At 59.6% G+C, this 24304-nt stretch carries 20 protein-coding genes and 4 tRNA genes; 13 read left to right on the top strand and 11 right to left on the bottom strand.

Going from position 1 to position 24304, the window contains the following annotated elements; genetic code table 11:
• Positions 1 to 222 precede the first annotated feature (222 nt).
• A complete protein-coding gene (locus FHX08_RS09615; RefSeq protein WP_132651977.1) occupies positions 223 to 429 on the top strand; it encodes a hypothetical protein in 207 nt (68 codons plus the stop codon).
• Here FHX08_RS09615 and dprA read toward each other — a convergent pair.
• Genes dprA through FHX08_RS09595 form a run of 4 tightly spaced genes read right to left on the bottom strand, consistent with a single transcriptional unit; the run spans position 409 to position 4474 of the window.
• The gene (dprA, locus tag FHX08_RS09610; protein ID WP_132651214.1) at positions 409 to 1557 is read right to left on the bottom strand and encodes a DNA-processing protein DprA; all 1149 of its coding nucleotides are present in this window, start codon (positions 1555 to 1557) and stop codon (positions 409 to 411) included. The two genes, FHX08_RS09615 and dprA, sit on opposite strands and share 21 nt — an antisense overlap.
• On the bottom strand, positions 1557 to 2177 hold the full coding sequence (plsY, locus tag FHX08_RS09605; protein ID WP_132651215.1) for a glycerol-3-phosphate 1-O-acyltransferase PlsY: 621 nt from the start codon (positions 2175 to 2177) through the stop codon (positions 1557 to 1559). Before plsY ends, dprA begins: the two co-directional genes overlap by 1 nt.
• Positions 2178 to 2228: 51 nt before the next feature.
• A complete protein-coding gene (locus tag FHX08_RS09600) occupies positions 2229 to 3521 on the bottom strand; it encodes a dihydroorotase (protein WP_132651216.1) in 1293 nt (430 codons plus the stop codon).
• On the bottom strand, positions 3518 to 4474 hold the full coding sequence (locus FHX08_RS09595) for an aspartate carbamoyltransferase catalytic subunit (RefSeq protein WP_037096295.1): 957 nt from the start codon (positions 4472 to 4474) through the stop codon (positions 3518 to 3520). Before FHX08_RS09595 ends, FHX08_RS09600 begins: the two co-directional genes overlap by 4 nt.
• 284 nt (positions 4475 to 4758) lie before the next feature.
• On the opposite strand from FHX08_RS09595, the gene FHX08_RS09590 reads away from it, so the two are divergent.
• Positions 4759 to 6417 (top strand): acyl-CoA dehydrogenase family protein, encoded by a 1659-nt coding sequence (locus tag FHX08_RS09590; RefSeq protein WP_132651218.1) that lies wholly within the window; start codon positions 4759 to 4761, stop codon positions 6415 to 6417.
• A 537-nt stretch (positions 6418 to 6954) separates the two neighbouring features.
• Here the strand turns inward: FHX08_RS09590 and FHX08_RS09580 are convergent.
• Positions 6955 to 9822, bottom strand: coding sequence for a ribonuclease E/G (locus FHX08_RS09580; protein ID WP_184327093.1), 2868 nt, complete (start codon positions 9820 to 9822; stop codon positions 6955 to 6957).
• A gap of 588 nt (positions 9823 to 10410) precedes the next feature.
• Between FHX08_RS09580 and FHX08_RS09575 the strand changes: the two genes are divergently transcribed.
• From FHX08_RS09575 to prfB, 3 genes are all read left to right on the top strand, one after another.
• Positions 10411 to 11703 carry an N-acetylmuramoyl-L-alanine amidase gene (locus tag FHX08_RS09575; protein ID WP_409527392.1) on the top strand — a complete coding sequence of 431 codons (1293 nt, stop codon included), beginning with the start codon at positions 10411 to 10413 and terminating at the stop codon, positions 11701 to 11703.
• 259 nt (positions 11704 to 11962) lie between these two features.
• Positions 11963 to 14410, top strand: coding sequence for a penicillin-binding protein 1A (locus tag FHX08_RS09570; protein ID WP_132651221.1), 2448 nt, complete (start codon positions 11963 to 11965; stop codon positions 14408 to 14410).
• Between the two features lie 101 nt (positions 14411 to 14511).
• Positions 14512 to 15643, top strand: a protein-coding gene (prfB, locus tag FHX08_RS09565; RefSeq protein ID WP_165911820.1) for a peptide chain release factor 2 whose coding sequence is annotated in 2 segments (ribosomal slippage) — positions 14512 to 14580 and positions 14582 to 15643 — 1131 coding nt in all. Because the reading frame shifts where the segments join, the coding sequence is not laid out codon by codon here.
• A 52-nt stretch (positions 15644 to 15695) separates the two neighbouring features.
• On the opposite strand, the gene FHX08_RS09560 is transcribed toward prfB, so the two are convergent.
• The 3 genes from FHX08_RS09560 to FHX08_RS09550 are packed head-to-tail and all read right to left on the bottom strand — an operon-like array spanning position 15696 to position 18051.
• On the bottom strand, positions 15696 to 16715 hold the full coding sequence (locus FHX08_RS09560; protein ID WP_132651223.1) for an alpha/beta hydrolase family protein: 1020 nt from the start codon (positions 16713 to 16715) through the stop codon (positions 15696 to 15698).
• Positions 16716 to 16745: 30 nt separating this feature from the next.
• Positions 16746 to 17273 carry a hypothetical protein gene (locus FHX08_RS09555; RefSeq protein ID WP_132651224.1) on the bottom strand — a complete coding sequence of 176 codons (528 nt, stop codon included), beginning with the start codon at positions 17271 to 17273 and terminating at the stop codon, positions 16746 to 16748.
• 4 nt (positions 17274 to 17277) lie between these two features.
• Positions 17278 to 18051, bottom strand: coding sequence for an NAD kinase (locus tag FHX08_RS09550; protein WP_132651225.1), 774 nt, complete (start codon positions 18049 to 18051; stop codon positions 17278 to 17280).
• A 263-nt stretch (positions 18052 to 18314) separates the two neighbouring features.
• Here FHX08_RS09550 and FHX08_RS09545 point away from each other — a divergent pair.
• Together FHX08_RS09545 and FHX08_RS09540 are read left to right on the top strand one after the other, a co-directional pair.
• Positions 18315 to 18390 (top strand) — tRNA-Thr (locus FHX08_RS09545).
• A 107-nt stretch (positions 18391 to 18497) separates the two neighbouring features.
• On the top strand, positions 18498 to 18845 hold the full coding sequence (locus FHX08_RS09540) for a hypothetical protein (RefSeq protein WP_132651226.1): 348 nt from the start codon (positions 18498 to 18500) through the stop codon (positions 18843 to 18845).
• A gap of 249 nt (positions 18846 to 19094) precedes the next feature.
• Here the strand turns inward: FHX08_RS09540 and FHX08_RS09535 are convergent, their stop codons facing one another.
• The 3 genes from FHX08_RS09535 to rlmB all read right to left on the bottom strand — a co-directional run bounded on the left by FHX08_RS09535 (position 19095) and on the right by rlmB (position 20529).
• The gene (locus FHX08_RS09535) at positions 19095 to 19232 is read right to left on the bottom strand and encodes a hypothetical protein (protein ID WP_165911821.1); all 138 of its coding nucleotides are present in this window, start codon (positions 19230 to 19232) and stop codon (positions 19095 to 19097) included.
• Between the two features lie 68 nt (positions 19233 to 19300).
• Complete coding sequence (locus FHX08_RS09530; protein WP_165911822.1) at positions 19301 to 19456, bottom strand: hypothetical protein; 156 nt, start codon at positions 19454 to 19456, stop codon at positions 19301 to 19303.
• A gap of 182 nt (positions 19457 to 19638) precedes the next feature.
• Entirely contained in the window at positions 19639 to 20529 is an 891-nt protein-coding gene (gene rlmB, locus FHX08_RS09525) for a 23S rRNA (guanosine(2251)-2'-O)-methyltransferase RlmB (protein WP_132651227.1), read from the bottom strand.
• A gap of 204 nt (positions 20530 to 20733) precedes the next feature.
• On the opposite strand from rlmB, the gene FHX08_RS09520 reads away from it, so the two are divergent.
• From FHX08_RS09520 to FHX08_RS09500, 6 genes are all read left to right on the top strand, one after another.
• Positions 20734 to 20818 (top strand) — tRNA-Tyr (locus FHX08_RS09520).
• Positions 20819 to 20842: 24 nt separating this feature from the next.
• Positions 20843 to 20916: transfer RNA gene (locus FHX08_RS09515), tRNA-Gly, on the top strand.
• 340 nt (positions 20917 to 21256) lie between these two features.
• On the top strand, positions 21257 to 22432 hold the full coding sequence (tuf, locus tag FHX08_RS09510) for an elongation factor Tu (RefSeq protein ID WP_112706399.1): 1176 nt from the start codon (positions 21257 to 21259) through the stop codon (positions 22430 to 22432).
• 204 nt (positions 22433 to 22636) lie between these two features.
• The gene (locus FHX08_RS31860) at positions 22637 to 22771 is read left to right on the top strand and encodes a hypothetical protein (RefSeq protein ID WP_281026248.1); all 135 of its coding nucleotides are present in this window, start codon (positions 22637 to 22639) and stop codon (positions 22769 to 22771) included.
• A 170-nt stretch (positions 22772 to 22941) separates the two neighbouring features.
• The gene (locus FHX08_RS09505) at positions 22942 to 23835 is read left to right on the top strand and encodes an NAD(P)-dependent oxidoreductase (protein ID WP_132651228.1); all 894 of its coding nucleotides are present in this window, start codon (positions 22942 to 22944) and stop codon (positions 23833 to 23835) included.
• Between the two features lie 216 nt (positions 23836 to 24051).
• Positions 24052 to 24127 (top strand) — tRNA-Trp (locus tag FHX08_RS09500).
• Positions 24128 to 24304 lie beyond the last annotated feature (177 nt).

The following is a 24304-nucleotide window of genomic DNA, read 5'->3' as shown; positions in this document are numbered from 1 at the left end:
TCAGGCAGGCGCAACACGTACTGCAATATGAATACCGGCCCTCCGACATGGACAGGGAATTCGCTGTGGTCAAGAGGTTTGCTGCAATTTTACCTCTTTGCCGGGCATCGCAACCAATGAGAGACTTTGAAACTATTGCAATTCAGGATGGATGCGCTATCGTTTTTGAAAGGTGGTTCGGCTCCTTGTAAGGCAGCCTTCTCCGATTTCACAGAGACAATCATGGCGCTGAACGTTGCAGAAAAAGACATCGATCGCGCGGCGTCGCTCGAGAACGTTGCTTTCATCCGTCAGATGCTTGGAGAACTGCACCAGATGGCAGAGCGCGAACAGGCGGAGATGCTGTGTTATCTCATCGAAATGGCCTATGTCGAGGCTGGGGACCTGCAGTCGCGCATGCATGGCGGCTCAGTCGGTCATGGAAATTGAAATCAATCCGCCGGCATGACGGTGAAGCCGGCCTGCCATATCCAGCTCCAGGAGAACGAGATAGACGGCGGAAGCCGAAAGACCGGTGTGACGGATGATGTCGTCGACCTCCACTGGTGTCGGACCGAGTGCATCGATGATGAGCGAGCGATCCGTTTCATCGGGCGGAAGCGATATTTTGCCGCCCTCACGTCTTGGTTCCTCGGCTGATGGCAGAGAGAAGAGATCGGGCTGGGAAAGCGGCGCCAAGGCCTCGACGACGTCCTCGGGTGAGGTGACGATCATTGCCCCGTCTTTTAAAAGCCCGTTCGTGCCCTGACAGCGCGGGTCGAGCGGCGAGCCCGGCACGGCAAAGACCAGACGCCCGAATTCGCCTGCCATTCGTGCCGTGATCAGCGAGCCGGAACGAACCGCTGCTTCCACGATCACGACGCCAAGCGCAATGCCTGATATCAGGCGGTTTCGACGGGGGAAATCGCGGGCACGCGGTTCCCAGCCGAAAGGCATCTCGCTGACGGCAAGGCCATTGCCATTCCATATCTCGTCCAGCAAACCGACATTTTCAGGTGGGTAGGGTTGATCCAGCCCGCCGGCCATGGCGGCTATGGTGCCGGTGCCAAGACTTGCCCGATGGGCGGCCGTATCGATGCCGCGGGCAAGCCCGGAGACGATGACGTAGCCGGCCCGACCGCAGTCGCGCGCAATCATCGCCGCGAATTTCGAGCCGCTGATGGAGGCATTGCGCGACCCGACGATGCCGATGGCCGGCCGATTTGCCGCGGAAAGATCGCCCTTGACCGCCAAGAGCGGCGGCGCGCCATCGATCTGGCGCAAAGCATGCGGATATTCAGGCTCGCCAATGCCGACGAAACGGGCGCCGAAGCGCTGTGCCGCATCCAGTTCGCGATAGGCCTCGGCTTCCGTTGCGATGCGGATGGAGCGTGTGGCACCGCCCCGCGCCGAAAGCTCCGGCAGCATGGAAAGTGCCGCTTCCGCCGAGCCGAAATGATTGATGAGATCGCGAAAGGTTGCAGGGCCGACATTGTCGGAACGGATCAGCCGCAGCCAGGCGATCCTCTGCTTGTCGGTCAGCGCAACTCCCTTTGGCTTTGCGCTGAGCGCGTCCATTATCCCTTAGCCCCGATCTTGCTTTCCGTGCCATTCATCAGGCGGGAAATATTGGCCTTGTGCTTCCAATAGGAGATGACGGTCATGATCGCCATGATCGCCGCAACCTTTTCGTCGCCCAATATCCACAATGCAACCGGAATGACAAGCATGGCGATCAGCGCGGAAAGCGAGGAGTAGCGCGTGATAAAGGCGGTTCCCAGCCAGACGGCGGCAAAGAGCAGGACCATGAGCGGTGCAACACCGAGAAGTGTGCCGATATAGGTGGCGACACCCTTACCGCCCTTGAAGCCGATCCAGACGGGGAAGAGATGGCCGATGAAAGCGAAGAAACCGGCGATGATGCCCGCTTCCTCACCCGCGAAATAGGCCATGATCCAGGCGGCTACGGCAGCCTTCAACGCGTCGAGCAGCAGCGTTGCAGCCGCAAGCTTCTTGTTGCCTGTGCGCAGGACATTTGTGGCGCCGATATTGCCGGAGCCGATGCTTCGCACATCGCCGAGGCCGGCGGCACGCGTCAGGATGAGGCCGAACGGGATGGAGCCGAGCAGGTAGCCCACGACGATCGCGGCAAGCGCCAGTGGCAGCGTTATCTGCCAGGTGACAAGATCAGATATCATTTTGTTCCCCAATCCTCTGCCGAAAGGCCACCTGCAAGCGCTGGGCGGCCCTCAGCCCTGCAATGTGTGAACCAGCTTGCCACTGACATAGGTTGCCACGGCTCGCCCGCTGAAACGTGCATCCTCGAACGGCGTGTTCTTCGAGTGAGAAAGAAGCATGTCCTTGGCGACAAGCCAAGGTTCTTCGAGATCAATCAGCGCGATATCGGCTCTGGCACCAGGTTTCAGGGTGCCGGCATCGAGACCGAAGATTTGCGCCGGCCGCGTCGACATCGCATCGATCAGCCGCATCAGGCTGACCTGCTCGCTGTGATAGAGCCGCAAGGCTGCGGCGAGCATGGTTTCGAGGCCCACTGCGCCATCTTCGGCCTCGCCGAAGGGCAGTCGCTTGGTATCGACATCCTGCGGATCGTGCGAGGAGACGATGATATCGATCGCGCCCCTGGCCAGCGCATCCACCATCGCCACCCGGTCATCCTCGGAGCGCAGCGGCGGATAGAGCTTGAAGAAGGTCCGATATTCGCCGATGTCGTTCTCGTTAAGCGCCAGGTTGTTGATCGATATACCGCAGGTTACTTTCGCGCCGCGCGAGCGGGCAAGTTCGATCGCCTCGACCGATTCCGGAACGGAGATCATCGCAGCGTGATAGTTGCCGCGGGTCAACTGGGCGATGCGCAGGTCGCGCTCCAGCGGGATCAGCTCCGCTTCCTTCGGAATGCCCGAAAGGCCGAGCCAGCTTGCGAGCAGGCCTTCATGCATGACGCCATTGGCGCCGAGATATTTGTCACGCGTGGCGCAGGAAATGACGGCGCCGAATTCGCGTGCATAGGTCATCACCCGGCGCAGCACCTGTGTATCGGATATGGTGGCCTGCGCGTCGGTGAAGGCGACGGCGCCAGCCTCCATCAATAGGCCGATTTCCGTCATCTCTTCGCCGGCGAGCCCCTTGGTGATGGCCGCTGCCGGATAGACGTTGACGACGGCCGTATCCCGCGCTGTCTTCTTGACGAACTCGACGAGCGCAATGTCGTCGATAACGGGGTGTGTGTCGGGCATCATAATGATCGAGGTCACACCGCCCGCCGCCGCAGCGCGGCTTGCCGAGGCAATGGTCTCGCGATACTCACCGCCCGGTTCGCCGATATGGACTCGGGCGTCGACGAGACCGGGCGTTGCGACGAGGCCGGTGCAATCGCGCACGGTAGCCCCTGAGGGAGTGCCCTGGTTTTGTGCATCCTTGCCGGCCGCGACGATGCGACCGTCCTTGACGATGACAGTGCCGATCTCATCGAGATTGCGGGAGGGGTCGATTATGCGGACGTTCTTGAGGACGAGATTGCTCATGCGCCCACTCCATCGGTGCGGGGTCCCTGGTTTTGGGAAACGAGCAGCGCTTCCATGACGGCCATGCGCACGGCGACCCCCATCTCCACCTGTTCGGCGATTACGCTCTGCGGACCATCGGCGACCTCGGAGGCGATTTCTACGCCACGGTTCATCGGTCCCGGATGCATGACCAGCGCATCCTCCTTCGCTGCCTTCAGCGTTTCCGCGTCGAGGCCGTAGAAGTGATAGTATTCGCGCACCGACGGCACGAAGGCGCCCGACATGCGCTCGCGCTGCAGCCGCAGCATCATGACAACGTCGGCGTCCTTCAGCCCTTCCTTCATCGAATGAAAGACCTCGACACCCATTTCTGCGATGCCGGCCGGCAGCAGCGTCGCCGGCGCAACGACACGCACACGCGCGCCCATTGCATTCAAAAGCAGAATATTGGAGCGCGCCACGCGCGAATGCAGCACGTCACCGCAGATCGCCACGATGATGCGCGACAGCCGGCCCTTGGCGCGGCGGATCGTCAGCGCATCGAGCAGCGCCTGTGTCGGATGTTCATGCTGGCCATCGCCGGCATTGACGACGGAGCAGGAGACCTTCTGGGCAAGAAGCGCAGCAGCACCGGCGCTAGAGTGGCGGATGATTAGCACATCAGGCCGCATCGCATTCAGCGTCATCGCCGTATCGATCAGCGTTTCGCCCTTCTTCACCGAGGAGTTGCCGACCGACATATTCATCACGTCGGCGCCAAGACGCTTGCCGGCAAGTTCGAAGGAAGCTTGCGTGCGCGTCGACGCCTCGAAGAAGAGGTTGATCTGCGTCAGCCCCCGGAGGGTCGACGTCTTCTTCTCTCGCTGTCGGCTGATCTTGACCGCTTCGTCGGCCTTGTCGAGAAGATAGGTTATATCCTGCTCGGTGAGGCCCTTGATGCCAATGAGGTGGCGGTGGGGGAAAAAGACCATGACCCTGCCTCTTCTTGTCTTCGCGGGGTCTATAAAGAGTGTGGGGGGAAGGGGCAAGCGCGTCCTATACACAAATCCCTATGTTCCCCATGCATTTTCCGTCGAATCTCGTTACTGCATGATTCCTTAAATCGGAATCGATTTAAGGATAAAACTATGCAGCAATTTAAAGTGCTACAGGGTCCTCTACGCGTCTGAAAAGACGCGCGGCGCTGTAGAGCAGAAATCTGCGAATCACGAACTTCCGGTTTCCCTTTGCCGGGCTCATGAAATAGAAGCGAACAATGACATCCGCAAACCGGACCGAAGATAAACTCGCCGAACTCAACCAGCCGAGCCTCTGGTCGGGAATCAACGCCTATCGATCCGATCCGCTGATCGTCGACCTGACCGCCTCGCTGCCGCGCGCCATCCGTGAAGACCTTGAAAACATGGGCCGCTTCGTCACCTCGCCGGAAGCGCAGGAACTGGCGCGCATGGCAAACCAGGGCACGCCGCAGCTGCGCACTCACGGCCCGCGCGGCGAGCGATTGGACATCGTCGAATTCCACCCAGCCTGGCATGCGCTGATGCGCCGTTCGATGGCGTCGGGCCTGCATTCCTCGGTCTGGGACCCGCAGGCCGATACGGAGGCCAAGGATCAGGCCCATCATATTCGCGCAGCCCGTTTCTATCTGACCGCGCAGCTCGAATCCGGCCATCTTTGCCCGCTGACGATGACGAGCGCATCCGTTGCCGCCCTTTCGGCTTCACCGGCAGTCCAGAAGGACTGGGCACCGAAGATCCTCTCGCGCAAATACGACTCGTCCAACCGTCCGGCCATGCAGAAATCCGCCGTGACGATCGGCATGGGCATGACGGAAAAGCAGGGCGGCACTGATGTCCGTGCCAACACGACCGCGGCCGAGAAGGTGAGCGAGGGCATTTACCGGCTCTCCGGCCACAAGTGGTTCATGTCCGCGCCGATGAGCGACGCCTTCATCATGCTGGCGCAGACCAAGGAGGGCATGGGTTGCTTCCTGGTGCCGCGTCTGCTCGAGGACGGTTCTGCCAACGGTCTGCAATTCCAGCGGCTGAAGGACAAGGTCGGCAACCGCTCCAACGCGTCTTCCGAAGTAGAGTTCACGGATACGTTCGGCTTCCTGCTCGGTGGTCCCGATGCCGGCATCCGCACTATTCTCGACATGGTAACGCTGACACGGCTCGACTGCGCTCTGGCCTCTTCCGGCATCATGCGCGCTTCGCTCGCCGAGGCCGTTCACCATACCCGTGGTCGTAGCGTCTTTGGAAAGATGCTGGTCAACCAGCCGATCATGACCCGCGTGCTCGCCGATATGGCGCTCGATGTTGCTGCCGCCACGGCTCTTTCCTTCCGCTTGGCCGATGCCTTCGACAAGGCGCGCGGCAATGCGGAAGATGCCGCCTATGCCCGCGTCATGACGCCTGTCGCCAAATATTGGTGCTGCAAGATCGCCCCGTCGCTGATCTATGAGGCGATGGAGTGCATCGGGGGTAGCGGCTATATCGAGGAGCGCCCGATCGCGCGCCATTATCGCGAGGCCCCGGTCAATGCGATCTGGGAAGGCTCGGGCAACGTGATGGCGCTCGATGTGTTGCGCGTACTCAACCGCGGCAAGGATCTCTTCGAGACGGTCTTTGCAGGCTTTGCGCGTGATCTCGGCCCCGCCGGCAAGAAGACGATCGATGTGCTGCGCGCAGCAATCGCGTTGTGTGAACAGGATGAAGGCGCTGCTCGCCTTCTCGTCGAGCAGCTGGCGCTCGTTGCCGGCGCCGCCGAGCTTTATCGCCTTGGAGCAGGGCGCATCGCCGACGCTTTCATTGAGACCCGTCTTGCGGGTGGCTGGCGCTCCACCTATGGCATGCTCGATTCCCGTTTCGACGCGAGCTACATCGTCGACCTGCTCTATCCGCCGGCAGCGTGAATGCTGCCGATCCGCAACGCGCGGCAGGACGATCCTGATCAGATCTACGCCATCTCGTTTGCGACCGGTGATGGCGGGCAGGATCGAGCCATCTCTATCGCGACACAAGGCTAATCGGCCACAGCTATTCTGCGCCCTAGGTGGTGTTGAGCCCCGAAGCGACTGTCGTCGTGGAGGACGGGCAGGGCATTGCCGGCTATATCGTTGGCGCCTATGACACGCCGCCTTCGAAGCACGGCTGGAACGCGAATGGTGGCCAGTTCTGCGTGCCCGATATGCTGGCTGGCGTGAGCGGCATTCATCTCGGGGTTAATGACGGAAATCACGGCGGCCCGCTTCTGGTCCTCGCGCGGCTTCACGCGTCTCGTCCCGCCATTAGTGTCGCCATCCGAAACCACTGTCTGGTTCGGCCGTACACTCTAGCCCCAGGCATTCTTCCGATCGGCTACCAGGGTAAGGCACGTCATTCCAATGGACAAAAAAATCCGGCCGCGTTGCCGCAGCCGGATCGTGTCACTTATCGCCAAAAAACAGCTTTCAGAAGAAGCCGCGGCGCTGCCACCAGCCTGCCTTCTTCGGCTTGCCTTCGCCCTCCGCTTCCGCGCTCTCGGTGCGGGTCGAGGTAACGGTCGGCTCGGACGACGAGACATTGGATCCGCGGTTGGCGCGGACTGGCTTTGCCTCTTCCTGTGCCGGGGTTGCAAGATCTGCAGACGCTTCCGCTGCTTCCGGCTCGGCTTCGGTCGTGGTCTCGGCGACCGGCACTTCGATCACGGGCTCTTCGACCGGTGAAGGTGCAGCAGCAGCCTTGCGGCGGCCGCGGCCGCGTGCTGGCTTGACCTCTTCGACGACACTTTCGCCAGCTTCGACAGCGGCCATTGCCGGCTGATCTTCAACCGCTTCGGCCGCGACGGCTTCGATGACTTCTACCGTGGTCTCGGAAGTCTCGTCGGCTGCACTGTCGTCGCCTTCGTCAGCGTGATCACCTTCGGAAACGGCGCCGGCTTCAGCGCCTTCTTCACCGCGGTTGCGGCGGCCACCGCGCTTGCCGCGACGGCGGCGCTTGCGGCGCTGGGAGTCGTCACCTTCGGCGCGAGCCTCGGCCGGTGTTTCCACGGCATCGCTATCACCTTCGCTGCCGTCTTCCTCGCCTTCATCGCTGTCGTCAGCCTCGCCGGACACGGCGTCGGCGGCGATCTGCTGTTCGGCATTGCCGTTGCGGCCACGGCGGCGACGACGGCGCTTGCGCTTGCGTCCACCTTCGCCTTCGCTCTCCGCACGAGCAGCAGGGCGCTCGGCAACGGCAGGTTTTTCTTCCAGTTCTTCGTCTTCCTCCTCGTCATGCTCGATAACGACATCGTCGTCATCGTCATCCGGGATGGCTGCGAAATTGAAGAGGCTTTCGATCTTGACCGGGTTTTCCACCGGCTCGCCGCGATCGATCGCGAAATGCTGCGCACCGACAGAGCCATCTGCATCGATGATGATCGCCACACCGAAGCGGCTTTCATAATCGACGATCGTCTGGCGCTTGTGGTTCAGCAGATAAAGCGCGATGTCGGGCGTCGTGCGCACGGTGATATTGTGCGTCGTGTTCTTGAGTAGATATTCCTCGATGCCGCGCAGCACATGCAGGGCGACAGAAGACTGCGAACGGACGTGACCGGTGCCGCCGCAATGCGAGCAGACCTGCGTCGTCGATTCGAGAACGGAAGCGCGGATGCGCTGGCGCGACATTTCCAGAAGGCCGAAATGCGAGATGCGGCCGACCTGGATACGGGCACGGTCGTTCTTCAGGCATTCCTTCAGCTTCTTCTCGACAGCGCGGTTGTTGCGCTTTTCTTCCATGTCGATGAAGTCGATGACGATCAGGCCTGCAAGGTCGCGCAGGCGAAGCTGACGGGCGATTTCTTCCGCTGCTTCAAGGTTCGTCTGGAGCGCCGTATCCTCGATCGAATGCTCGCGGGTTGAGCGGCCGGAGTTGACGTCGATCGAAACCAGAGCTTCCGTCTGGTTCATGATCAGGTAGCCGCCCGACTTCAACGTCACCTGTGGCTGCAGCATACGGTCGAGCTGAGCCTCGATGCCGGAGCGCGAAAAGATCGGATGGATGTCGCGATAGGGCTGAACCACCTTGGCGTGGCTCGGCATCAACATCTTCATGAAGTCTTTCGCTTCACGATAGCCTTCTTCGCCGGCAACGATGATCTCGCTGATATCCTTGTTGTAGAGATCGCGGATCGAGCGCTTGATGAGCGAGCCTTCCTCGTAAACGAGGCAAGGAGCGGTGGAAGCGAGCGTCAGTGTGCGGACGTTCTCCCACAGGCGCATCAGGTATTCGAAGTCGCGTTTGACCTCAACCTTGGTGCGGTTCGCACCGGCGGTGCGCAAGATCACACCCATGCCATGCGGCACCTCCAGCATGCGGGCGATTTCCTTCAGCCGCTTGCGGTCCTGCGGGTTGGTGATCTTGCGGGAAATGCCGCCGCCGCGTGCCGTGTTCGGCATCAGGACCGAGTAACGGCCGGCGAGCGAGAGATAAGTGGTGAGAGCAGCACCCTTATTGCCGCGCTCTTCCTTGGCAACCTGCACCAGCAGGATCTGGCGGCGCTTGATGACTTCCTGGATACGGTACTGCTTGCGCGGCTTGCGCTGCACCCGGTCCGGAACTTCTTCCATCGCATCTTCAGCGCCGACCGATTCGATGACTTCCTCTTCGCCATGGTCGTCGTGATCATCGTCGTCGTCATCATCGTGACGACGCTTGGAGACGTCGACGTCTTCGGAAATGGAGTCGGTTTCGACCATCGCGGCCATTTCGCCGCCGGAGGAACCTTCGTCGTCATTGTCAGCAACAGATGCCTCGGATGCTTCCGGTGCCGCTGCTTCTTCGGCGACCGGTTCGGCTACCTTCTTGCGGCTGCGGCGGGCGCGGGGCTTCTTGGCAGGGGCTTCTTCAGCAACGGGCGCTTGTTCTTCAGCTGCGGCAGCTTCCACTTCCGGAGCGGCTGTTTCGGGCTGCTCGATTGGAACGATACCGATATCGGGCTGTTCCTGTGTCGACAGATCGACCAGCGGAGCAGTTTCGACATGCTCGACATCTTCGTCGCGGCGATGCTCTTCGGCTTCGGCGCGAAGCAGGGCCTGACGATCGGCTAGCGGAATCTGATAATAATCGGGATGAATTTCGGCGAAGGCCAGGAAACCGTGCCGGTTGCCGCCGTAATCGACGAAGGCGGCCTGCAGCGAGGGTTCGACCCTCGTCACTTTTGCAAGATAAATGTTGCCGCGGATTTGCTTCTTGTGCTGCGACTCGAAATCAAATTCTTCTATGCGGTTCCCGCGAACGACAACGACGCGCGTCTCTTCCTCGTGAGACGCATCGATAAGCATTTTGTCTGCCATGTAAGCTGAGCTCCTCGGCGAGGCCGCGAGAGCGCATTCCCGACTGCTATTGACACAGGAAGAATGCGGTCCGCCGTGGCCGCGCCGGATAATGAAAGTCGCGATTGGTGCGAGGGGGAGGGCAGCAGCCAGACAGCAGCCGGAACCGTTTCGTTCCGGGGCCTGTACACTTCAGATAAAACCTGCTGCGAAACCATCAACAACCAAGCGTGATCGACAATGACGAAGACCCAGTTCGGGTCCGATGAGTTTGCTCCCTGAGAGCGTGGTGGCTGATCCACCGATGAAATCCCAGCATGAAGCCGGAAAATCAGGATCCAGTTCTCGGGCGGAAATGCATTAGACGGCGGACGATTACCGGTTGTGGCGCCAGGTCCGGGGGCGGCTGGCTGCCTCGCGGCGACTCTATCCCGTCAACACTTCTACCCTAAAATTCGTTGTATGTTTTCTCTGTCACAATAGCAAGGGAAAAGCCAAATGTGCCATAATATTGATGGATTTCGCATCGCATAAACGCTCGGGGACAAGCGACCCTGATTCGCGCCTCGGCGCATGCGTGCTCGACTTCAGCGGGTGTCGGCGGGGACGATGTCGAGTCCATCGCGGAAATATATAGGGTGTGGCGGGCTATTGTTTAAGAGGTTGCGGATCGCGGCGGAATTGTCCGCAGGGCGAAAACTGAGTTTTGCGGCGTGTCTTTTCGCTTTGGCGGCGCTTTGCGCAGTTCCGGGCAGTGCCGCCGATATAAAGGATCCCCTGCTGGCTTACGGGGCGCGCATCGTTGGCGACGATGCCAGAACCCGTATCGTCATTGATTTCGACCGTGAGCCGCGTTTCTCCGTCCACTATATCGCCAATCCCGAGCGCATCGTCGTCGACCTGCCGGCAACAGCTTTCGGCTTTCCGGCCAAGGACCTCGCAGCACGCGGCCTGTTCAAGGATATTCGTTATGGCGCCATGGAAGAAGGAAGCGCGCGCATCGTGTTGACGGCAGCGCGCCCGGTTCAACTCGCGATGGCCGAGGTGCAGACGGATGAGAACGGCAACAGCCACCGGCTGGTGCTCGATGCCGAGATGATCGACAAACAGAAGTTCGCCGAACTGGTGAAAACCCAGTCCTGGACCGACGAGGCTGATGCGGCGCAGACGACGAGCGCCATTCCACAGCCGGAAAACAGCGCGCCTGGAGATTTCGTCATTGCTGTGGATGCCGGCCACGGCGGTATCGACACGGGCGCCATCGGCGTCGATACGAAGACCGCAGAAAAGCAGGTAACGCTTGCTTTCGCCAAGGCCCTGGCCGATCGCTTGAACAGGGAGCCGGGCATCAAGGCCTTCCTCACGCGCGATGACGACGAGTTCCTCTCGCTCTCGCAGCGTGTGCTGATCGCCCGTCAAAACCACGCCGGTCTCTTTATTTCCCTTCATGCCGATACGTTGAAACAGAAGGACATTCGCGGCTCGACCGTCTACACGATTTCCGACAAGGCCTCGGACAAGCTCGCCGCCGATCTTGCCGAACGTGAAAACCTGTCCGATCAGATCGCCGGCAAGGAAACGGTCGCCGAGCCGCCGGAAGTCGCCGATATCCTTCTCGACCTGACGCGACGGGAGACGCAGGCCTTCTCGATCTCGCTCGCCGAAAATGTACTCGCTTCCTTCAAGGATCAGGTGGGCACGATCAACAATCCACATCGTCATGCCGGTTTTCGTGTGCTGCAGGCGCCGGACGTTCCTTCCATCCTGCTCGAACTCGGCTTCCTCTCCAATGTCGATGACGAGAAGCTCCTGCTTGACGACAACTGGCGCAGAAAGATGGCCGATCTGTTGACGGATGCAGTGAAGCGTTATCGCGCGGGCCTTATGGCTAACGGCGGCTAGATCAGGCGTGGCCCGGAAGTGACACCCGGGCCGAAACCGAACCTCGCGCCGGTAGGGAAGGGGAAAGTGGCGGATCGAGCCCTATTTTGCTCACATTCGCGCCGTTACTCCGGTCTATATGTTTCGCACAAGCAAGACGAAATCGGCTTGTGGCGCCAACGCGCATGGAGTAAGCCGCGCAGCGTGCAAAGAGATATGATCTGTGCGATTGTGCGGCTGCGCCGATCTAATGATTAGAAATACCGGTAGCTGAAAAAATATGGTTAGACTTCTTGGATATTTCTTCGGAATAGCGTGTGTCGGTTTCCTGGCCGCTGCGGCTGTCGTCGGCGTTTACCTTGCCGGCGTCACGAAGGATCTTCCGGATTATGCTGTATTGAGCAGCTACGAGCCGCCGGTCACCACGCGTGTCCATGCCGGCAACGGCGCGCTGATGGCCGAATATGCCAAGCAGCGGCGCCTGTTCCTGCCAATCCAGGCCGTGCCCGACCGCGTGAAGGCGGCCTTTCTTTCTGCCGAAGACAAGAATTTCTACCAGCATCCGGGTATCGATATCACCGGATTTATGCGCGCCGTGGTTGCCTATTTGACCGGCGGTCCGACGCAAGGCGGCTCGACCATCACCCAGCAGGTGGCCAAGAACTTCCTTCTGTCCAGCGAACAGACCATGGAGCGCAAGGCCAAGGAAGCGATCCTGTCCTTCCGCATCGAACAGGCATACAGCAAGGACAAGATTCTCGAGCTTTATCTAAACGAGATTTTCTTTGGCCTGAATTCCTACGGCGTTGCCAGCGCTTCGCTCACCTATTTCAATAAGTCCGTCAGCGAGCTGAGCATTGCCGAGGCAGCCTATCTCGCCTCGCTGCCGAAGGGGCCGGCGAATTACCATCCCTTCCGTCATCCCGATGCCGCCATCACGCGCCGCAACTGGGTCATCGATCGCATGGTCGAAAATGGCTATGTCAGCCAGAGCGACGGCGAGGACGCCAAGAAGCAGCCGCTCGGCGTCACCGCCCGCAACAGCGGCCCATCCCTTTTTGCCTCCGATTACTTCGCCGAAGCCGTCCGTCGCCAGCTCATCGACCAATATGGCGAGAAGGCGCTCTATGAGGGCGGTCTTTCGGTGCGAACTTCGCTCGATCCGCAGATGCAGCTTGCGGCCCGAAAGGCGCTGCAGGACGGTCTGATCAATTATGACGAGCGTCGCGGTTTCCACGGCCCGATCAAGCAGATCGCCATGTCGGGTGACTGGGGACCGGCGCTCGCTGACATCCCGGCCCTTTCCGACGTGCCTGAATGGCGCTTGGCGGTCGTACTCGCCGTCTCCAGCGATAGCGTCGATATCGGCCTCCAGCCGCCAAAGGATGGCGGCGGCAAAGTTTCGAACGTACGTGAGCGGGGCTCGATTGCCGCCAAGGACATGCAATGGGCATTCCGCTCCGCCACAGGCGACCGCAAGACGACGAAATCGCCGGTCGGCGTCGTCTCGGCAGGCGATGTCGTGTATGTCGAGCGGATCGGTGGTGACGGTTCGAGCTCCTATCGTTTGCGCCAGCCGCCGAAGGTGCAGGGCGGCCTCGTCGCCATGGACCCGAAGACCGGCCGCGTTCTTGCCATGGTCGGCGGCTTCTCCTACGCCCAGTCGGAATTCAACCGTGCCACGCAGGCCATGCGTCAGCCGGGCTCCTCCTTCAAGCCCTTCGTCTACGCTGCCGCCATGGACAACGGCTACACGCCGGCCTCGGTCATCATGGACGCGCCGATCGAGATCGTTTCGGGCGGCCAGGTCTGGAAGCCGGAAAACTACGGTGGCGAAGTCGCCGGCCCCTCGACACTGCGTTCGGGCATCGAAAATTCGCGCAACCTGATGACGGTGCGCCTCGCCAACGATCTCGGCATGAATATCGTTGCCGAATATGCCGAACGCTTCGGCATCTACGATAAAATGCCGCCGCTGCTTGCCATGTCGCTCGGCTCGGGCGAGACGACGGTGCTGCGCATGGTCTCGGCTTACTCGGTCATCGCCAATGGCGGCAAACAGATCAAGCCGACCCTGATCGACCGCATTCAGGACCGCTACGGCAAGACGATCTTCAGGCATGAAGAACGTCTTTGCGAAGGCTGCAATGCCGGTGACTGGCAGAGCCAGGAAGAACCCAATATCGTCGATAACCGTGAGCAGGTTCTCGATCCGATGACCTCTTACCAGATCACCTCGATGATGCAGGGCGTCATCCAGCGCGGTACGGCTGCCGGCAAGGTCAATCTCGACGGCCGTGACGTTGCCGGCAAGACCGGCACGACCAACGATGAGAAGGATGCCTGGTTCGTCGGCTTCACGCCCGATTTGGTCGCAGGCCTCTACATGGGGTTCGATACGCCAGCTCCGCTCGGTCGCGGCGGCACCGGCGGCGTCCTCTCGGCGCCGATCTTCAACGAATTCATGCAGGCTGCCGTCAAGGACATGCCGGAATCGAAATTCGTCGTCCCGGCCGGCATGAACATGGTTGCGATCAACCGCAAGACCGGCATGGCCGCGGTCGACGGCGAACCGGGCACCATCATCGAAGCCTTCAAGCCCGGCACCGGCCCCGCCACCAGCCTCTCGGTCATCGGAATGGATGGCACGATGGCGCCGGAGGAAATCCTGCGCACGTCGCCGCAGGCAAACCAGGCGGTTCAGACCAACACGCCCGGCCTTTTCTGATCACGACCGATCTCCATTGCGCCAGCCACGGCTCTTTACATCCGTGGCTGGCGTCTCTATGTCACCAGCCTGACAGAATACCGAGGCAAAGAAGCAGGAAAATGCGAGCGGAAATCCAGAACGTAGTCGATGAAACCAAGCAGGCTATCACCCTGCTGAGGAGGCATCTTTGACTGGGACCAGGCGGTAAGACGACTGGACTGGTTGAACAACAAGGCAGAGGACCCCAACCTCTGGAACGATGCGCAGGAAGCTCAAAAGCTGATGCGCGAGCGCCAGCAGCTCGATGACGGCATCAATGGCGTCAGGACGTTGGAACGGCAGCTCTCCGACAACATCGAGCTCATCGAACTCGGGGAAGAGGAAGGCGATGAGAGCGTCGTCAAGGAAGCCGAGGACACACTGAAAAGCCTGCAGGCCGAGGCTGCTCGCCGACAGGTCGAAGCGATGCTGTCAGGCGAGGCCGATGGCAACGACACCTATCTGGAAGTTCACTCCGGCGCGGGTGGCACGGAAAGTCAGGACTGGGCGAACATGCTGCTGCGCATGTACACCCGCTGGGCCGAGCGGCAGCGCTTCAAGGTTGAACTGATGGAAGTGCATGACGGCGAAGAAGCCGGCATCAAGTCCGCGACCCTGCTGATCAAGGGTCACAATGCCTATGGTTGGCTGAAGACGGAATCGGGCGTACACCGCCTCGTGCGTATCTCGCCTTACGACAGCAACGCGCGCCGCCATACGTCCTTCTCGTCGATTTGGGTCTATCCGGTCGTCGACGACTCGATCAATATCGAGATTAACGAAAGCGATTGCCGTATCGATACCTACCGTTCGTCAGGCGCCGGCGGTCAGCACGTCAACACGACGGACTCGGCGGTGCGTATCACGCATATTCCGACCGGTATCGTCGTAGCCTGTCAGCAGGAGCGTTCGCAGCACAAGAACCGCGCCAAGGCGTGGGAAATGCTGCGTGCGCGTATGTATGAAGCCGAGCTGAAGAAGCGCGAAGAGGCCGCCAATGCCGAAGCCGCCTCGAAGACGGACATCGGCTGGGGTCATCAGATCCGTTCCTACGTCCTGCAGCCCTATCAGCTCGTCAAGGACCTGCGCACCGGCGTTGCGAGCACGGCTCCCGACGACGTGCTCGACGGCGACCTGAACGAATTTATGGAAGCAGCACTCGCTCACCGCATCAGCGGCGCAGCCGATGCCGTCGTGGATGACATCGACTGAGCAGCAGAGACAGCCTGACACAGCGAGCCCCGGAGACGGGGCTCTTCTTTTTTCAGGCGTCTGCGGAAATATCGATGTCGTGAAAGAACGCCCCCGCCAAATTGGCGATCTTCTCGTGGACATCGGCGCGTTCTATCCCGGCCGGATCAGTAAACAAGTGCTCCGCAAAGGAAAGTCCCAATGCCGTGCCTTCCGGCAGGAAGACATAATGTCCAAGGCCACCCGGCAGGATTTTCAAGGCGCTTCGGTGAAGGCGCGCATGCAGCCACGACGAACATTCTTCCACTGGGGCCGTATTGTCGGCATCGCCCACCAGAATAAGCTGAGGTCTACGGATGGCTTTCAGGCTCTCCTCGCTGAAGCCGCGGACGGAGCGACCCGGCGCGCAGACTAACGCACCCCTGATCCTGTCGTCGCGATAGGATTGCGACATGCGTGACCAAGATTGGCGAAATACCGTGCTCGTGCGAAGCAGCGACGGAATATGATCCGCGAGGTCGGGAAACTCCATCGGACCGCGCGGCCCTCCCGGCTTCAGCCTCGATTGTTCGAATTGCGAGAACTGCGCGACAGCGCCGAGGAGCAGCATCACCGTATAGGCGCCAGCTGAAAATCCGGCGGCGAACACGCTGTCGGTGTCGAAATGCCCGGCGAGATCATCCTGCCAGTCTTTTTGGCGATTGAGCATGAGGCTCAAGTCGGGCGCACGCTCCCAGAGGCAGGCAAAACCCTCGGCGCGATAAGGCTCGCCGCCGGTATTGCCGTGATGGTTGACGCCGAGCGCGATAAACTCCTGCCTGACCAGGCGGCGAGCAAGCCACTCCAGCCCGGCGGCTGAGCCGCCGGTCCCATGCGACAGCAGGACCAGCGGATAGGGTTTTGCCGCCGGCCGAATGGGCGCATCACGGGCGACCGCAACCCTCCGGAACCAGCTTCGTCCCGGAATCTCGGTTTCAACCGCCTCTTCGGCTGCCGGGTACCAGAGAGACCAGCGGACAGGTCTCGGGCCGGTCCCCTCCCAATCCGGGCGTGTCTCGTCATGGAGAACACCTTCGCGAAAGCCGAGTTTCATGGCCTGGCCTTGATGATCGTCCCGCGACGCTCAGTTGGTCGCTTTCTCCACGGTAATATCGCCGAACTCATCGATCAGCACCGTCCAGCCGTCGGATTCAGCTGCAGGATCAGTCTTGAGGAAAACTGTGGCGAAAAGGCCCGGCTCCTTAATCATGCCGCTCGAATTCTCGGGCCGGATGTCCGTGACGTAGGGCTTGAGATCATTGATTTCCTGCAGTTCGACCGTCGAGATGATAGTAGGCCCGGCCTCACTCAGTTCGGTCTGTTGCAGATAGACCTTGGAGGTTTTGTCAGGCTGGCGCACGGCGAAGAGCTTGTAGTAGCCGTGCCGCTGCTGCGGCTTGGCATCTTCGGTGCTGACGCTCTGCGTGGTTGTCGGCGCGCGCTCCACCGGCAGAGAGTTCCCGTCATCTTCCCAATAGCCGGTGCTGGTCGCAAAGATGATCGATGCCGGCAGGATGTCGTCGTGAACGGGCTGCGCCCCGGCAGTTGCGGCCGTTCCCGTCATACTACCAGCCAGAATGAGCGTCGCCATGAATGCTCGCCGCATCGCCATCGTCTCAGTCCTCGAATTGTTCTGCCAGAATCCGGTCCGACCAGGAGCGGTCGGGGTCGGAAAGGATGCGCGCCGTCATGTCTTCGGACTGGGCGATGCGCACATGCAGTACGGATTTGACCTCCGTATTATCAGCCACGGCATTTACCGGCCGCTTGTCGGCTTCCAATATGCCAATATCGACAGTCACCCGGTTGGGAAGCAACGCTCCGCGCCAGCGTCGCGGACGGAAGGCGCTGACCGGCGTCATAGCAAGCAGGGGAGCCTCCAGCGGCAGAATCGGGCCATGGGCCGAAAGATTATAGGCGGTGGAGCCGGCCGGGGTTGCCACCATCAGGCCGTCGCAGATGAGCTCCTCCAGCCGCACATGTCCATCGATTTCCACGCGGAGCTTCGCCGCCTGATACGACTGGCGGAAAAGATAGACCTCGTTGATCGCAAGCGCAGATGATTTGCTGCCGTCGGCATTGGTGGTCGTCATCTTCAGCGGATGAAACGCATTTTCCACAGCGGCACAGATGCGGTCCTGCAGATCTGTCGTCTTATAGTCATTCATCAGAAAGCCGACCGAGCCGCAATTCATGCCATAGACGAGCTTACCGCTGTTCATCGTGCTGTGCAGCGTCTGGAGCATGAAGCCGTCTCCACCGAGCGCGACGATCACATCGGCCTCATTGGCGGGGACATCGCCATAGAGGCGAATCAGTTCGTCCCGCGCGGCGAGGGCTTCTGCGGTCGGCGAGGCGATAAAAGAAAGCGTCTGAAATGAACGGCCCATGCAATGCCCTTTGTTATGCTGCTCTAGCTAAAGGATAAAGGGCTTGTACGACAAGACGTTTTGCGTTGCGATGAAGTTCGAACGATCTCCAGGCGCGGATAAATCTGCCGTCGATTTTGATCGGGAACAGGTCGGCGTGGGGCGAGGCATGTTTTAGCAGGCCGCAGCGCCAATTAATATCCGACTGTGGATAGCCTCATCGAGGCGCCGGATAAGCCAAATTTTCTTTACAAAAGATCAGAATCTGCTACTTCGCAGCCATTGCCCTTGTAGCTCAGTTGGTAGAGCACCTGATTTGTAATCAGGGGGTCGCGGGTTCGAACCCTGCCGGGGGCACCATCTTTCCAGGCAAACTTCATGATATGAACAGAGACTGAAGAGCCGATTCAGGGGCAATTCAGACGCGCTCGGCCATTCTCACTTCATCAGAAATGAGGAAGTGAGCCATGAGGATCTCCAGTTTTCTCCTAGCAGCCGTCCTTTCGGCCGGTACTTTGTTTTCCGCCGTCGCCCCGGCTGCGGCTGTCCCTCTCGACCGTCAAGCCATCTCGCTACATGGCGACGTAATCCAGACCCGCGGCGGTGATCGGGATTGGGGAGGCCGCGATCGTGATGATCGCGATTGGGATGATCGCTATGACTGGGGCGAGCGTCGCCATTGGCGTGAACGTCGCTACTGGCGCCCGGCCTGGGGCTATGAGCGCCGCTGGAGCCCGTGGCAGGAAGAGCGCTGGCGTGAACGTCAATATTGGCGGCGCCATCAGGGTGGACCCTATTGGCTCTATCGGGGCTGAGGGCTGACGCAGACTGGCCATTTTCGAATCCGAACAAATCCCGTCGCAAGCTTGACGTCTTGCGACGGGATTTTCGCGTGTTCTCCAATTGCCGTATGCAAATATTATTGACTGGTGGTCAGCCAATGAGCCGGAATCGTAAAAGAGGTAGGCAAGCAGGACTCCGGTGACTGGGAAGGCAAGCTAGCGATCGGGGCAAAAGCCTGCGCGTCCTTCGCCTCTTTCGATAAAGCGATCTGACATCAAGTTTCACTTCTGCGCGGCCTCGTTCACGCTCGATTCGATTTTGGTGCCGTTGCCGGTCTGTCCGGCACCGGACGGAGACATGATCGCGATGCTGAGCACCGAGACTATCATGACGGCAACGACGGCAATCATCAGACGCATGAACGTTCAAATCCCTGTTTGTCTTGAGGGGATTAAACGTCGGACGGCTTTTGAGGGTTCCGTGTTGGCTACTGGGCCGGCTGGGAGGTATTTGCTGGCGCCGTGGGTGCCAGCGGGTCCGGCTGCCGGATCGGGTGCGATTTGTCCACCCAGATGATACTCAGAATGATCAAGACGAAGACCGCGATGAAGAGAACTCCGAAGATCAGCGGCCGAAGTGCCATAATGCGGATTTCCTTCTTACCTGCGCCCCTGGAAAAGAAGTGTCGCCGAGCGCATTGATCGGCCGGCTTTTCCAAGGCAAATATGGACCATGAGTAGAGGCGTTCAACCGCAAGCGCGGGAATCCTTGCCTGTTTCCACGACATATTAGCGGTCGCTGCCTGAGAAAAGCCGGCGCTTGTACCTATGCCTTCAGATGCAGGCGTGCTGCATAGAGGGCTATCGCCGCGGCATTTGATACGTTCAGCGATTTGATGGCGCCAGGCATGTCGAGACGGGCGAGCGCATTGACGGTCTCGCGGGTTTTCTGCCGCAGGCCCTTGCCTTCCGAACCGAGCACCAAGGCAACCCGATCTCCCGAGAAAGTGCCTTCAAGCGGCGTCGGCCCTTCCGAATCGAGGCCGATGGTAAAGAAGCCAAGCTTGTGCAACTCACCGAGCGCATCGGAAAGATTGGTGATCTGTATATAAGGTATGAGTTCCAAGGCGCCGGATGCGGATTTTGCAAGCACGCCGGATTCGGTCGGACTATGTCTCTGGGTGGTGATAACCGCGCCGGCACTGAACGCCACTGCCGAGCGCATGATCGCGCCGACATTGTGCGGATCGGTCACCTGGTCGAGCACGAGAAGCAGCGGGCTGTCCTTCAGCGCTTCCAGCCGCCGGACGGGCAGCGGCCGCGTTTCCAGCATCACGCCCTGGTGAATTGCCTCCGGGTCGAGCACCTTGTCGATATCATGAGGCGAAACCACTTCGACAGGAATGCCGATTGCGTCCGGATTGATCTCCAGTCGCGCAAGCGCGTTTTGTGTCACCGACAGCTTGATGTTCTTGCGCTCGGGGTTTTCAAGCGCGGCGCGAACGGTATGAAGACCGTAAAGGAAAACCTGATCGGGCGCGAGCGCCGGCGGCCTCCAGTCGTCCGCTCCGCGCTTGCGCTTCTGTGGTGCGGGGGTCGGAATTTCACCGCGCTCGCGCTTGGCGTCGCGGTGCGCGCGCCGGAGCGTTGCGTAATGCGTGTCCTTTGCGGACTTGTCGGTGGCGGGCTTTCCGCCGGATTTGTTATCTTTGCTCATGCGGCTTTATAACGATGGCGCTTGTTGCCGCATAGGCCCTCTTTCGTATGCCGGCTTTCAACAGGCGTTGAAATTTTTCCTGTCTTTTCCATTGTCATCGTGTTGACAGACTGAAATCGTCCGGTCATATACGCGGCGCAGACGACGGGGCGGCAACGCTTCAACGTCTGACGAACTTGGTCTCACGATCCGGACGAAACGACTGGAGAGATGCCCGAGTGGTTAAAGGGGACGGACTGTAAATCCGTTGGCTCAGCCTACGTTGGTTCAAATCCAACTCTCTCCACCATTCGTCACTGGATCGGACCATCCCGCGGGTATAGCTCAATGGTAGAGCAGCAGCCTTCCAAGCTGAATACGCGGGTTCGATTCCCGCTACCCGCTCCATCTGTTTCCCTCTCGTCGAATACTTATCGTATCGGTTCGCACCCGAACCGGACGGTTTGCTTTGCCGGCATCCCGTGATGATAGCCAAAATGAGCACCGTCCGCTCGAGCTTGGATGAGATGCAAGCCCGGATCTTCTGTCGATTTCCCTTGGGATTTCAGTTGTTTTGGGAAGGCCGCGGCCGAATCACCTTGAGAGTTGCGAATTATCGCCCATATGCGCTGACAGGCCTAGAATGGCGTCTGCAATTAAGTCTTGCGCAATTTCGCCGAAAGCCTTAAACGGCGGCACTAAACCGGTTCGCCGGGGTCACCCATTTACGTCCACAGGAAGCATTCAAATGGCAAAGAGTAAGTTTGAGCGCAACAAGCCGCACGTCAACATTGGCACGATCGGCCACGTTGACCACGGCAAGACGTCTCTGACGGCAGCGATCACGAAGTACTTCGGTGAATTCAAGGCGTATGACCAGATCGACGCAGCGCCGGAAGAAAAGGCACGCGGCATCACCATTTCGACGGCTCACGTCGAGTATGAGACGGCCAACCGTCACTATGCGCACGTCGACTGCCCCGGCCACGCTGACTATGTGAAGAACATGATCACGGGTGCGGCGCAGATGGACGGCGCGATCCTGGTTTGCTCGGCTGCTGACGGCCCGATGCCGCAGACGCGCGAGCACATCCTGCTTGCCCGCCAGGTTGGCGTTCCGGCGATTGTCGTGTTCCTCAACAAGGTCGACCAGGTTGACGACGCCGAACTGCTCGAGCTCGTCGAACTGGAAGTTCGCGAACTCCTGTCGTCCTACGACTTCCCGGGCGACGACATCCCGGTCGTCAAGGGTTCGGCCCTTGCAGCTCTTGAAGACAGCGACAAGAAGATCGGCGAAGACGCGATCCGCGAGCTGATGGCTCAGGTTGACGCCTACATCCCGACGCCTGAGCGTCCGATCGACCAGCCGTTCCTGATGCCGATCGAAGACGTGTTCTCGATCTCCGGCCGTGGTACGGTTGTGACGGGCCGTGTCGAGCGTGGCATCATCAAGGTTGGTGAAGAAGTCGAGATCGTCGGCATCCGTCCGACGTCGAAGACGACGGTGACCGGCGTTGAAATGTTCCGCAAGCTGCTCGACCAGGGCCAGGCTGGCGACAACATCGGTGCTCTGGTTCGCGGTGTGAACCGTGACGGCGTCGAGCGTGGCCAGATTCTGTGCAAGCCGGGCTCTGTCAAGCCGCACAAGAAGTTCAAGGCCGAAGCCTATATCCTGACGAAGGAAGAAGGCGGCCGTCATACGCCGTTCTTCACGAACTACCGTCCGCAGTTCTACTTCCGCACGACGGACGTCACCGGCATCGTGACGCTTCCGGAAGGCACGGAAATGGTCATGCCTGGCGACAACGTCACGGTTGACGTCGAGCTGATCGTTCCGATCGCGATGGAAGAAAAGCTTCGCTTCGCCATCCGCGAAGGCGGCCGCACCGTCGGTGCAGGCATCGTCGCTGCTATCGTCGAGTAATCTCGGGATAACCCTGATTAAGGAAAAACCTCGCTGGAAACGGCGGGGTTTTTTCGTTTCTAATGACTGTCCGCCCGTTCATGAGATGTTGTAAAAATATCGTTAAAATTAGCTCACGCGACAATTTATTCATCTCACGTTCAGAAAGCGTTTTGTGATCCGGCATTTTTGGTTCAGACTCCTTCCTGTAGAAAGGAGAGTAGGATGATTCACAAAGCCACATTCGTTGCGACGATTTTCGCGATGTATGTTTTTACGATGTTTTTCATCGCTGCAATTCCACAGGAAGTAGTTCAGGCAGCTGGCGCGCAGATAGACGAAGTAAGCGTCATTAAGTAACTGCGTAGCAAATCGCCGGGGCGTCCGGCGATGATTGAAATGGCAGGACAGGTGCTTCCGGTGGGAGTGCCTGGCCGGGGTAGGTTTGAACCTGCCGACGAGACGCTCGCTTGCTCTTCACGCGGAAGAGTTTATCTATGCCTCCGATTTCATGACGCGGAGGATATTCCATGAAGAAGCGCATCCTATTCACCGGCGGTTCTGGCAAGGCCGGACGCCACGCCGTGCCGTGGCTCGTCAATGCCGGTTACGAGGTTCACAACGTCGATCTCGTGCCGCTGGAAAGCCCCGGCGTCACCAATCTCATCGCCGACATCACCGATAGCGGCCAGATGTTCAACGCGCTCTCCATGCATCGGGATTTTCCGGATCTGGATGCGGGGAAGGGCGTGCAGCCCTTCGATGCCGTCGTGCATTTCGCTGCGGTGCCGCGCATCCTCATCAGGCCCGACAATGAGACATTCCGCATCAACACGATGGGCACTTACAATGTCATCGAGGCGGCGGTGAAGCTCGGCATCAAGAAGATCATCGTCGCCTCGAGCGAGACTACCTACGGTGTCTGCTTTGCCGAAGGTCACCGGGACTTCCACCAGTTCCCGCTCGAGGAAGATTATGATGTCAACCCGATGGATTCCTACGGTCTCTCCAAGGTTTTGAACGAGAAGACGGCGCGCGCTTTTGCCGAACGTTCGGGTTTTGATATCTACGCTCTGCGCATCGGCAATGTCATCGAGCCGCATGAGTACGAGAAGTTCCCGACCTATTTCGCCAATCCCGAAATGCGCAAGCGCATCGCCTGGAGCTATATCGATGCGCGCGATCTCGGCCAGATCGTCCATCTCTGCATTCAGAAGGATGGGTTGGGTTTCCAGGTTTTCAACGCGGCCAACGACACTGTCTCTGCAAACACGCCATCGAAGGAACTCGCCAAGCGCTTCTTCCCGAACGTGCCTTTCGCCCGCGAGATCGGCGAATATGAAGGCCTGCTGTCTAATAGAAAGATTCGCGAAGTGCTCGGCTTCAAGGAAGAGCACGACTGGCGCAAATACGTGAAAGTTTGAGATTTCACTTGGAAAAGGCGTCGCGACCTGACGCGCTCAATTCGCGTCAGACCGCCAAATGCGCCATTGTTAGCCGCTTCTTCCGATTGCTCGCGGAGAATGGTTCTGAAAATCGAAAATCGCTCTTGCATATCCTGAGCCGCCGTCTTAAAGGGAGCGCCATGCTTTACACGGGGTTGACGGTCGCAAGGCCAAACGGCTGAATGCAAAGCGTAAAGGGGTATAGCTCAGTTGGTAGAGCGGCGGTCTCCAAAACCGCAGGTCGGGGGTTCGAGCCCCTCTGCCCCTGCCATTTTCCTTGAACGGACAGCGCGGACGTGAACGCAGCGTTCCGGCGGGGATTGCGTATATGGCAACAAATTTCGTTAAACGGCGGTTTCCCTCTTGTGTATTCGGAAATCGATGTTTATTTAGGGTTCAACAGACACGCGGTGCGTGGGGCTGATAGTTTCAGCTTTACGCGCCGTAA

The organism is Rhizobium sp. BK529, assembly GCF_014194105.1.
Lineage (GTDB): Bacteria > Pseudomonadota > Alphaproteobacteria > Rhizobiales > Rhizobiaceae > Rhizobium.
Note: the sequence above shows the minus strand (reverse complement) of the source record. Positions and strands in the feature narration are given on the sequence as shown.